Origin of the sequence: Microcystis sp. LE19-10.1B (assembly GCF_027530565.1) — a bacterium.
GTDB classification, from domain to species: Bacteria; Cyanobacteriota; Cyanobacteriia; order Cyanobacteriales; family Microcystaceae; genus Microcystis; species Microcystis aeruginosa.
This window is the reverse complement of sequence record NZ_JAPZQM010000672.1, coordinates 1-9,537: the sequence shown is the minus strand read 5'-3', so window position 1 is coordinate 9,537 and position 9,537 is coordinate 1. Positions and strand designations below refer to the sequence as shown.

The 9,537-nt window shown below is 42.1% G+C and carries 11 protein-coding genes; 5 read left to right on the top strand and 6 right to left on the bottom strand.

Translation table 11 applies throughout. The features are described from left to right. The 3 genes from O9332_RS24030 to O9332_RS24020 all read left to right on the top strand — a co-directional run. On the top strand, positions 1-300 hold a 300-nt coding region (locus O9332_RS24030), incomplete at its 5' end, for an RNA-guided endonuclease InsQ/TnpB family protein (protein ID WP_288027681.1). A 170-nt stretch (positions 301-470) separates the two neighbouring features. Next, entirely contained in the window at positions 471-950 is a 480-nt protein-coding gene (locus tag O9332_RS24025) for a type 4 pilin (RefSeq protein WP_288027682.1), read from the top strand. Next, entirely contained in the window at positions 928-1,554 is a 627-nt protein-coding gene (locus O9332_RS24020; RefSeq protein ID WP_288027680.1) for a pilus assembly FimT family protein, read from the top strand. The genes O9332_RS24025 and O9332_RS24020 overlap by 23 nt, the downstream gene beginning before the upstream one ends. 45 nt (positions 1,555-1,599) lie before the next feature. On the opposite strand, the gene O9332_RS24015 is transcribed toward O9332_RS24020, so the two are convergent. After that, positions 1,600-2,001: a sll0565 family protein gene (locus O9332_RS24015; protein ID WP_002763677.1), complete on the bottom strand. Its 402-nt coding sequence runs from the start codon at positions 1,999-2,001 to the stop codon at positions 1,600-1,602. A gap of 72 nt (positions 2,002-2,073) precedes the next feature. Here O9332_RS24015 and O9332_RS24010 point away from each other — a divergent pair, with 72 nt between their 5' ends. Continuing rightward, the gene (locus tag O9332_RS24010; RefSeq protein WP_002763679.1) at positions 2,074-2,355 is read left to right on the top strand and encodes a DUF6439 family protein; all 282 of its coding nucleotides are present in this window, start codon (positions 2,074-2,076) and stop codon (positions 2,353-2,355) included. Here the strand turns inward: O9332_RS24010 and O9332_RS24005 are convergent. Both O9332_RS24005 and rlmD read right to left on the bottom strand, forming a co-directional pair. Beyond that, positions 2,352-2,753: an ATP-binding protein gene (locus tag O9332_RS24005; RefSeq protein WP_002763681.1), complete on the bottom strand. Its 402-nt coding sequence runs from the start codon at positions 2,751-2,753 to the stop codon at positions 2,352-2,354. The two genes, O9332_RS24010 and O9332_RS24005, sit on opposite strands and share 4 nt — an antisense overlap. 341 nt (positions 2,754-3,094) lie before the next feature. Then, positions 3,095-4,462 carry a 23S rRNA (uracil(1939)-C(5))-methyltransferase RlmD gene (gene rlmD, locus O9332_RS24000; RefSeq protein WP_288027679.1) on the bottom strand — a complete coding sequence of 456 codons (1,368 nt, stop codon included), beginning with the start codon at positions 4,460-4,462 and terminating at the stop codon, positions 3,095-3,097. A gap of 278 nt (positions 4,463-4,740) precedes the next feature. On the opposite strand from rlmD, the gene O9332_RS23995 reads away from it, so the two are divergent. Then, entirely contained in the window at positions 4,741-5,643 is a 903-nt protein-coding gene (locus O9332_RS23995; protein ID WP_002763688.1) for a hypothetical protein, read from the top strand. Here O9332_RS23995 and O9332_RS23990 read toward each other — a convergent pair. The 3 genes from O9332_RS23990 to O9332_RS23980 all read right to left on the bottom strand — a co-directional run bounded on the left by O9332_RS23990 (position 5,640) and on the right by O9332_RS23980 (position 9,276). Next, positions 5,640-7,334 carry a helicase HerA domain-containing protein gene (locus tag O9332_RS23990; protein ID WP_002763690.1) on the bottom strand — a complete coding sequence of 565 codons (1,695 nt, stop codon included), beginning with the start codon at positions 7,332-7,334 and terminating at the stop codon, positions 5,640-5,642. The genes O9332_RS23995 and O9332_RS23990 overlap by 4 nt on opposite strands. 270 nt (positions 7,335-7,604) lie before the next feature. Continuing rightward, positions 7,605-8,513 (bottom strand): 2-carboxy-1,4-naphthoquinone phytyltransferase, encoded by a 909-nt coding sequence (menA, locus tag O9332_RS23985; protein ID WP_002763692.1) that lies wholly within the window; start codon positions 8,511-8,513, stop codon positions 7,605-7,607. Between the two features lie 190 nt (positions 8,514-8,703). Further along, positions 8,704-9,276, bottom strand: a complete 573-nt coding sequence (locus O9332_RS23980; protein WP_002763694.1) for a Uma2 family endonuclease — start codon at positions 9,274-9,276, stop codon at positions 8,704-8,706. Between the last annotated feature and the right edge of the window lie 261 nt (positions 9,277-9,537).

Sequence of the window (9,537 nt, the reverse complement as noted above, 5' to 3'; positions counted from 1 at the left end):
TTAGCCTATAAATGCCGTTGGTATGGAAGAAATTACATCGAAATAGATAGATGGTTTCCTAGCTCTAAACGGTGCAGTAATTGCGGGTATATTGCTGAAAAAATGCCGTTAAATGTTCGAGAATGGGACTGTCCAGACTGTGGGACTCACCATGACCGAGATATTAACGCTAGTAAAAATATTTTGGCCGCAGGGCTTGCGGTGTCAGTCTGTCGAGCGATCATAAGACCAGAACAGAGTAAATCTGTTAAGGCAGGTGCGAAAAATCCTTCGGGAAAGAAGCAGAAACCTAAATCGTGAGGTTTGGGAATCACCGTCCGTTTACGGCGGTGAGGATGTCAACTGGGTACTCTGTAGTTGAGAGCTAAAAAAAGTCAGTGGTTTTCAGGAAAAACGGGGAGGGTTGAAAAGTGAAATCAAAAGAAAAGGGAATACCGTTAAAACTACCGTCGTCCGAGTCAGGTTTCTCGATGTTAGAAGTGATAATTGCCATTTTAACTATTACCGCTTTCTTAACAGGAACCTTACAGTTAATGGCAGTGAATGCCTTATATAAAGTTCGGTCAGAAAGACAAGCTCAAGCTAACTTTTGGATACAAGAAGACTTCGAGGATACCAAATATCAAGCTTCGACTTTAGCTTTCGACGAGAAGTGGTGTACAGGAAAAGAGGGTTATGCCACAGCTTTAAGAAGACAACTAACGGCTCCCCCCCCCGACACCCCTATACCGAAGGAACGATTAGTAGCGAAAAAACCAATTGTCGGTAAAGACTATTCTCTCTTTCAAACTTTTAATATTGCTGAGCAATTGGATAATCCCCATCGTCTCCGTATTGATTATCGAGTCGAAGCAACAGATAAAACTCCTAAAGATTACCCCAACCAAGAAAATGTTATTGCCGAAAGTTCTGTCGAGGTGATTCCCGATGCGTCGTTTAACTGTCCATAAAAATCAGGGTTTTACCCTGTTAGAAATTTTGGTAGCTTTGGCAATTGCGGGAATTCTTGCCGCCTTAACTGGACCTAATTTATTAGCTTGGTTAAATAGCAATAAAGTCCAAGAAGCCACCGATTCTATACAATCAGCCCTACGGGATGCCCAAAGACAAGCCATCCGTCTAGGGAGAATTTGCACGATTAATTTTACTGAAGGGACTGGCACTGATCCCACGGTTTACCGGCAAATAACTGCCAATCAACCGGGTTGTTTAGTGGCGACTAATACTAATGCGGGTTCCCTAAGTCTGCCGCAGGAAGTATTTATGGTGGTGGATAATTTTCCAGATGTTCCCCCTGATGGCGACAGTCCGGGGGTACAGTTTTCCTTTCGGGGTCATGTGCCGGGGTTAACCTTTGAGCCGCGGGCAAACCAAGCGATAATCGTATTATATCCCGCCGCCGATGCCGCCAATCCCTATCCCAACCAAGAAAGAAAGTGTATAGTTATCGCTTCTCTGTTGGGAATAGTTAAACAAGGCACTTATAACGGCAATCCTCTAGATACGCTCGATGCCAATAATTGTCAAATCCGTCTGGATGGAACCCAACCCTAATCAGCTTCTCAAGGCAACATACCCCACTGTCCCCTGTGCAGTCAATCACCCGCTGCAGGATCGCAGAATCCAACCCAGTAAGACTCCGATACCACCAAAGCGGACAATTTGCCAAAAAACCTCCCCCAGCAGTCCGCGACGGATTCCTTCCCAGAATAGGCGCTTTAATTCCCCTTCTTTAAGTAAATTGCTTTCTAAAATTACCTCTAATTCTTGAATCTGTTCGCGAATTTGTAACAATTCCTTTTCTAGTTCAGGTAGGGGATTTTCCCGCCATTGGGGTTCTATTTGGCTAAATTGTGCCTCTAGGTCTTTTTTTTGCTGTTCTGCTTCGTTGATCTGTCGATAACGGTCTTTTAGTGTTGCGATCGCCGCTTCGACTTCTTCAATTGCTTCGGTAAATTCTGCCGATTCATCGTTAGGGTACGGGTTTTCTTCTAAGGACATGGACTCAATGGGATTTCCTGCGTCTAAACTATAGTTATAGACGATTTTACGGTTTTACGAAACCTTTTGATTATGATTCCATCCCCTGTCTCCTCCGCATCTCAGACTATTGATGATCTATCTACCCCGGAATTGGCGCGGATTTTGGCGGAACGTTTGGCGATCGCACCGATTGACTGGCATCGTCTGAAAGCCAATCGTAATGCTCGGGCCGCCGAACAATTAGGGACGGCTTTGGTGTTTTTATTAGATAATCAGCCAGAAGAAGCACTTCCTCGGCTACAACAGGCTACAGGCTGGCTCGATCGCTCGATTTCTGCTCCTCCCTGTCCTTCTCACGGTCACGGTCATTAATTAAACCAGCGTTCCTGTTTAATTTGTTTACAAAGTTTCAGTTGGGTTCCTTGTTGATTCCAGTGAACTTGGTCGAAGATTTGATATAACATACACAGTCCTCGGCCATTTTCCGCTTCTTCGGGGGGAAAATTGGGACAATCGCAACTACAGCCATGATGGGGACAACCTGGCGTAAATCCACAACCTTCGTCGGTAATTACCCAAGAATACTCGTCTTTACTGCTGGAAAAGTGAACGACCACGGTTTTGCTGGGATCGAGATGATTGCCGTGTTTAGCGGCATTAACTAAAGCTTCTTGCAATCCTAATCTAATTTCTGGTTCTAATTCTTCGGGAATACTAGCGGTCAATAAATCTAAAATCGGACAAAGATACAAGGTGGAAGCGAAACTCATGGTGTTCCAACTTCGTTTGCTTGTTGGCAGTGAAATAGCAATCACGCACTTTACCTCTAGCTTATATTCAATGACTGTTCTCTTACAGAAAGATTAAGGTCTCTTAACCGTCGATCTAGTTGATTGCCATACCTAATGAGTCATGTTTTATCCCTTTTCTGTCTCTGAGATTGATTAGATATTTTTATGATTGATCTACACACCAATCGAGAATCAAGGCCACTTTGAGCGGGTAATTAATCAAAAAAGTAGTTGACTGGAACGGTCTTTAGTATGCTATTATCCTTACCCATTGACTTTTCGACCATAAACGGCTAAAGTGTCGGGTTTTTCCTCCTATTTCATCCTACCATATTCGCTGTTTTTTGTCTAAGAAAAGCGGCGCATTCGACGTGGGTAGTTTGGGGAAAGAAATCAGCTGTTTGCACTTCTAGCAGTTGATAATCGCCTGTTTTACAGAGATATTGCAAGTCTCTGGCTAAAGTTGCACTTTGACAACTGATATAAACAATGCGTTGACTTTGCAGCTGTAACAGACTATCGAGGACAGATCGATCGCAACCTTTGCGGGGCGGATCGAGTAGAATAATGTCGGGTTTAACTGTCAGTTGCGGTAAAGTTTTTTCTACTGCCCCCAAAATAAAAGTTGTGTTGGTAATATTATTTAATTGGGCGTTAATCTTGGCTCGATCGAGGGAAAAGCTATAGGATTCTAGTCCAATCACCTCTTTAACCCGTTTAGCGAGGGGTAAAGTAAAAGTACCGATGCCACAGTAGGCATCAATGAGAATTTCTTCACCTTTAAGGTCTAATTTCTGACAAATAACCGCAAATAAGGCTTCAGCAGCCTCTGTATTAACCTGAAAAAAAGTATCGGCAGCCAATTGATAGGTTAATCCGGCGAACTTTTCGGTAATATAGTCCCTTCCGGCGATAGTTGTGGTCTGAGCGCCAAAAATAGCATTACCTCGCTCGGGGTGATAATTCACGGTTACACCGACTAAATTGGCGTATTTTGCCAGCCATTGCTGCGCCTGTGCCTCAATTCCCTGTAAATTATTATCGGTACTAATCAGGGTTAATAAAACTTCTCCAGTGTGGCGGCCAATTCTTAGGGATAAATGGCGTAATTGTCCTTGGTGGGTCTTTTCATCGTAAATTGACCAGCCTTGACCCTGAATATCCTGTTTTATCTCTGCTAGAAACGGATTTAAAGCCTGATCTTGAATCGGACATTGATTGAGATTAATCAGATGATGGCTGCCGCGACGATAATAACCTGCTTGCACATTGCCGGTGGGGGAAAATCCGAGGGGATAGGTAGCTTTATTGCGATAAGCGAGGGGAGAATTACCGGTGAGGGGAGGATAAACCAAAGGATCGCTAAAACCGCCAATTCTGGTTAATACCTCTTGTACTTGCTCTTTTTTGACTAGGCGCTGAAATTGGTCCTCGATGTGTTGCCATTGACAGCCACCACATTTATCGGCGACGATGCAGCGGGGACGGATACGATGGGGAGAAGCTTGGAGAATAGTTTGTAGTTTGCCGATCGCATGACTTTTTTTGATATAGGTGATGCGAGTTTGAATGCGATCGCCAATGACCGTATCCGGCACAAAAATCACCTGTCCTCGGTATTTTCCCACACCTTCGCCCGTATGGTTGAGGTCGGTAATCTCGATCTCGATTAAATCACCTTGTTGCATAGTTAGGGAAACCAGTTTTCATCCAGGGTTAAGACTGTCGAGCTTTCTGATTCTAACAAAAGGTTTTGACAAAATTACCTTGACTGTGAGTTGTCCTCAGAATCAAGGGATTATTGTTTGAGTATAAATACTCATTGACAAACACATTTGATCTTTGTCACACTACCAGTCGAGATTAGTATATCGATATACCTATTTTTTGTATATTCTTATACTCAAAAACTTGGAACCAACAGTTTTTAGATAAATTACTTTCTCTTGCTAGTGTCATCAATCAAATGTCAACCATAATCAACAATAAAGAAATTCGAGTATTTGGCATTAAAAGAAGTGGTAATCATGCGATTATCAATTGGATTTTTTCCCAGATACCTGGTCAGGTAGTTTTTGCCAATCACTGCTATTTAGCAGGAAAGGAAATTCGTATTTACAAAGGTACAGGAAGAATTGACTGCAAGGGGATTAACTACTGGGATTTTAAGAAAAAATACTTCTTTTTTGAGAGAAATCCTTTCTTTAATAAAGAAATTGTCACTTATTCAAAAAATGATCAACGCTTTAATGGTCAAAAGCTCAAACAACATCCCAAAGAGGCGATAATTGTCAGCTTTGAGGAAAAAGATATTGAAAATTTCAGCGATTTGATGGATCGCTATCATGAGCAGTGGGTAGGCAAAAGTCAAGAGGTTTTTTCTATAGTTATTCTGCGGGATCCTTTCAATGTATTAGCCAGCATTTATCAAAAATGGGGCAAAGAAAACTTAAAAAATATTGCTGTTCTCTGGGAAAAATACGCTCAGGTTTATCTAAGTTACCAAAAAAGTGCTGATCGCTATCGTTTGGGAATCAACTATAATCAATGGTTAACAGATGTCAATTATCGGCAAGCAATTACAGAAAGACTGCAAATTCCTTTTGATGACTCGAAAAAAGAGTTAGTTGCCAATTTTGCTGGTGGTAGTTCCTTTGATGGCTTATCCTATCAACAAGAAGGGCAGAAAATGGATGTTCTTAATCGTTGGCAAACCTTTCGAGAAGATCCCGAATATTATAGTCTTTTTAATAATCCTCAACTGCTGAAATTATCCGAGGAGATTTTTGGTATCATTCCGGGTACTGAGGATTTTATTGCTTCTTTCCAGAAGAACCATTGGAGAAATCTCCCAAATAAATTCCTTTAAAATCCTAGATCGGCTTTGGCAATTTTGGCCGCCGCTAATACTTCCTCATCGGGTAATTCTCGCCAGTCGGTCGCACCTATTTCAGCATAGAATTTTTGATCGTAGGCGCGAGTACGAATTACTACCGGCATAGGGACCGCATGACCTAAAACTAAAGCTTGTTGTTTTGAGTCTAATTTCGCTAAAACTGATCGCAAACTTCCCCCTCCAGAAACCCCTGTAAATATGGCTTCGATGTCCTTTTCATCGTTTAATAAACAGGTGATTCTTGTCCCTACCTGAGACATGACTTCGTTATCAATTCCTGAAGGTCTTTGATCAACAATTAAGAGAGTAACAAAGTATTTTCGCATCTCCCTAGCGATGGTTCCAAAAATAGTTTGATGCACCACGGCAGAATCTAAAAATCGATGAGCTTCTTCAATAGTAATCACTAACTGTTGCGGCCGATCAACGGGGTTTTTGGTTTGTAAAAAATATTCAGCTTTTTTAACATAATTAGCATGAATCCGACGGGTGATCATATTGGTGGCTAACATATAGGAAAGCATATTACTTTGGGAGCCAAATTCAATGACAACGTGCTTACCTGCATCTAAAGCTTGTAAAACCTGATCGATATAATTGTGGGGACAAGCACTTCTTAAATATTTCAAACTATCTAGACGCATTAATTTTCTCTGGAGGGACATGATTGATCCCGCATGGCCTTGTTTTTCCGTACAGAAGATTTTAATATCCTCGTTACTCATATTTAATAACTGAGTAATCCAAGATTCTCCATACTCGTTATAGAGAATATTGGCATTATCTAAACTAGCTTCCGAGATGCCTAATTCCCGACCGATTAAACGAATATCCTCGATTTCAATTTGATTATAACTTAAGAATAATTCCTGCGCTCCTCGTACTCCCCGGCGTTTGGTAGAATCGGGATCGAGGGTATAAATTTCTACCTGTCCGGGGAATAATTGACATAATCCTTTCACCGTAGAAACCTCCTTCCCCTCTTTCATCGCTTCCCAACCGTATTCCGAGTGCATATCAAACATGAGGTTAACCCCTGCTTGTTTGCGAATAATGCCCGAAATTAGTAATCTGGTTAAAAAGGATTTTCCCGTCCCGGATTTGCCAAAAACACCGTTACTACGTTCCACAAAGCGATCGAGATTAATACATATTGGCACGTCCATGTCAAGGGGTTGACCAATAGCAAAATTCTTTCTGGTGGGATCATCTTCCCAACCGAAAACCATGCGAAAATCCTGCTCACAAGCTTCATAAACTTGGCTAAAATGCGCGGGAATAGTTTTAACTGGCAGTAATTCTAAATCGGCGCTAGTTTGGGGTTGAAAAGAGCCTAAAGAAGTGTCAGAAACTGCGGGAGAATTACCTCCAGTCGGAGTAAACATGAGCATAGGCGATAGTTCAATAGTACCATAAGTACCGCTACCCGCTAAAACATCGCGCATAAAACTATCATCGGGATGGGGAGGATTCGCGATAATCCGGGGACTGGAGTTACCCAGGGAGACATCGGTGAGGAGACAGAAAAAACGCGATCGAGTGCCTTGCACCACCAAAAACTTACCGACGCGCATATCTTCTACCGAAATATCCGGATAAAGACGGATTTCTAAACCTTCACTCAGGGAACCTTGAATAACCGATCCGAGGGGTTGTTCACTCATGCTAACCTTTATTTGTGGCGATCTATCTCCCTATTCTGTCACTTTTCCGTTAATAAGTGCAAACTTGATCGGGTACAGTAAACAGTAATCAGTGATCAGTAAACAGTAAAAAGACAGTAGGAAACTGGAAGATGTACCAGACTAAGGCTGAATCCGCCGTATTAAATACTTCCCACTTAATACATACTGCACACTTAAAACTCAAATCTGATAACTGATAACTGATAACTGATAACTGATAAAGGGGTTTAAGAAAAAAAATCGGGTTGATCAACGGGAAGCAAGGAAATAGCCAAGGGAGAAGAGAATGCCACTAAAAAAGTGAAGATTAACCGCTATAAACTTGCAGTTACTGACTAGCTGAGGTTGGTCGTGATTTTGGTTAACGTGGTTGACTAATTGCCAAGCGAAAGGGAGACTAAGGAAGATTAAAAGAGTGAGAGGGGGATAAACCTGGAGCAGGACAAAAACTACCGTTAAAACGTAAACGAGAACCGTCACTACGGTTAAAACTTTAGAACCCTTTAAAGTACCTAAACGGACAATAGGTGATTTTTTACCCGCTTTGAGATCATCGGCGACTTGATGGAAATGGGAACAAAAAAGGATGATAGAAGTAGTAATCCCGATAATAATTGAAGCCGCTAGACTAGAGAGGGAAAAAGTGCCAGCTTGGGAATAGTAGGCAGCGGCAATCGCCAAGGGTCCAAAAGTAAAGAAACAGATAATTTCACCTAATCCTTGATAACCGAGACGGAAGGGAGGCCCTTGATAGGTATAGCCCAAAAAACAGCAGAGGGCGATTAATTCTAGGAGCATCCAATCGCCTCGCCCATAACTAATAGCAAAAATACCAGCGATGCCTAATAATAGAAAAAGATTACTCAGCCAGAAAATTAAAGATTTGTTACCGGTTAAATTAACAATCGAATGGGCCTTATTGACATCGATCCCGGTATCGGCATCAAAAACATCATTACTGAGATTTAACCAAGCGAGAATTAAAATAGCTGAGAGGATAAAAGTGGCAAAAACCGGGGGAGAAAATAGACCTGTTTCCTGATAAGCGATCGCTGTTCCCAGAATAATCGGTATAATCGCCACACTATACATTGGTGGTTTAATGGCTGCTAACCAGAGTTTTTTGGGCGAGGGAGTGGTGACAGTATCGGTGGTCATAGTTAAATAGGGTTTGCTGAAAAAGTTTTTCCTAGGAGTAGGGTGTAGGGTGTGGGGTTTTACCGATTTTTAGGGGGTCAATTAGCCAATTTTCAGGGAAAAAGTGCCTGAATTTACCCTGACTACTGACGAGCGACTCCTATTTTGATTTTGACCAGAGGTCTGATCATACCTCGGTTTTAAGGATATTTTACTCAAAAATGGAGATAAATAGACTAAAGCCGGGTAAGACATCCTCTCCGCTTAAATTAGCCGGTAGTTCCATAATTTCTACGGGTTGCTGAGGACGATAAATTTCCACTTGTTGTTGTTGAGGATTAACTAGCCAACCTAATCGCAAACCACTGTGGAGATATTCCTGCATTTTCGCTTGAATTTCCGGGAGGGAATCGCTACGGGAGCGCAGTTCAATGACGAAATCGGGACAAATAGGCGGAAATTTCTCCTGTTCTTCTCGACTCAGAGCTTGCCAACGAGTTAAACTCACCCAAGCGGCATCGGGAGCGCGATCTCCGCCTTTCGGCAAACGAAAAATCGTCGCCGAACTAAAGACTTTACCCAATCCGGTTTGACGATTCCACAACCAAAGTAAACTAATAAAATCGGCCTCTCGGTTGCCGCTAATTCCCCCAACAGGTGGCATCACAATTAATTCTCCTTGGGCGTTTCTTTCTAGTTGCCAATCTGGGTTAACTTGACAGAGACAGTAAAACTGCTCATCGGTGAGATTGACTGTATCTAAGTTTAAAATCACTGCTGCCATAGCTATATTTCGCCCTAGAAAACACTCTAGTCTTAATTATAGTCAATTAGGGCTGGCTGAATAAATCTAAAAACCTTGCTGGATAAGAGTTTTAGACTTTTTTGAAATCCAAAAGTACCAGATATGGGAGTGATCAGGGGGAAATTCAGCTACTTTTTCCCTGAAAATTAGGTAATTGACCCCCTCAAAATCGGTAAAACCCCACACCCCACACCCTACACCCTACACCCTGCTTCTAGGAAAAACTTTTTCAGCAGACCC

Excerpts from the sequence above, each read along its gene's own strand:
- O9332_RS23995 (WP_002763688.1), top strand. The coding sequence starts at position 4,741 with ATGTCAACCATAATCAACAATAAAGAAATTCGAGTATTTGGCATTAAA.
- O9332_RS24010 (WP_002763679.1), top strand. The coding sequence starts at position 2,074 with ATGATTCCATCCCCTGTCTCCTCCGCATCTCAGACTATTGATGATCTA.
- O9332_RS23990 (WP_002763690.1), bottom strand. The coding sequence starts at position 7,334 with ATGAGTGAACAACCCCTCGGATCGGTTATTCAAGGTTCCCTGAGTGAA.
- O9332_RS24005 (WP_002763681.1), bottom strand. The coding sequence starts at position 2,753 with ATGAGTTTCGCTTCCACCTTGTATCTTTGTCCGATTTTAGATTTATTG.
- O9332_RS24015 (WP_002763677.1), bottom strand. The coding sequence starts at position 2,001 with ATGTCCTTAGAAGAAAACCCGTACCCTAACGATGAATCGGCAGAATTT.
- O9332_RS24025 (WP_288027682.1), top strand. The coding sequence starts at position 471 with ATGTTAGAAGTGATAATTGCCATTTTAACTATTACCGCTTTCTTAACA.
- O9332_RS23980 (WP_002763694.1), bottom strand. The coding sequence starts at position 9,276 with ATGGCAGCAGTGATTTTAAACTTAGATACAGTCAATCTCACCGATGAG.
- rlmD (WP_288027679.1), bottom strand. The coding sequence starts at position 4,462 with ATGCAACAAGGTGATTTAATCGAGATCGAGATTACCGACCTCAACCAT.
- menA (WP_002763692.1), bottom strand. The coding sequence starts at position 8,513 with ATGACCACCGATACTGTCACCACTCCCTCGCCCAAAAAACTCTGGTTA.
- O9332_RS24020 (WP_288027680.1), top strand. The coding sequence starts at position 928 with ATGCGTCGTTTAACTGTCCATAAAAATCAGGGTTTTACCCTGTTAGAA.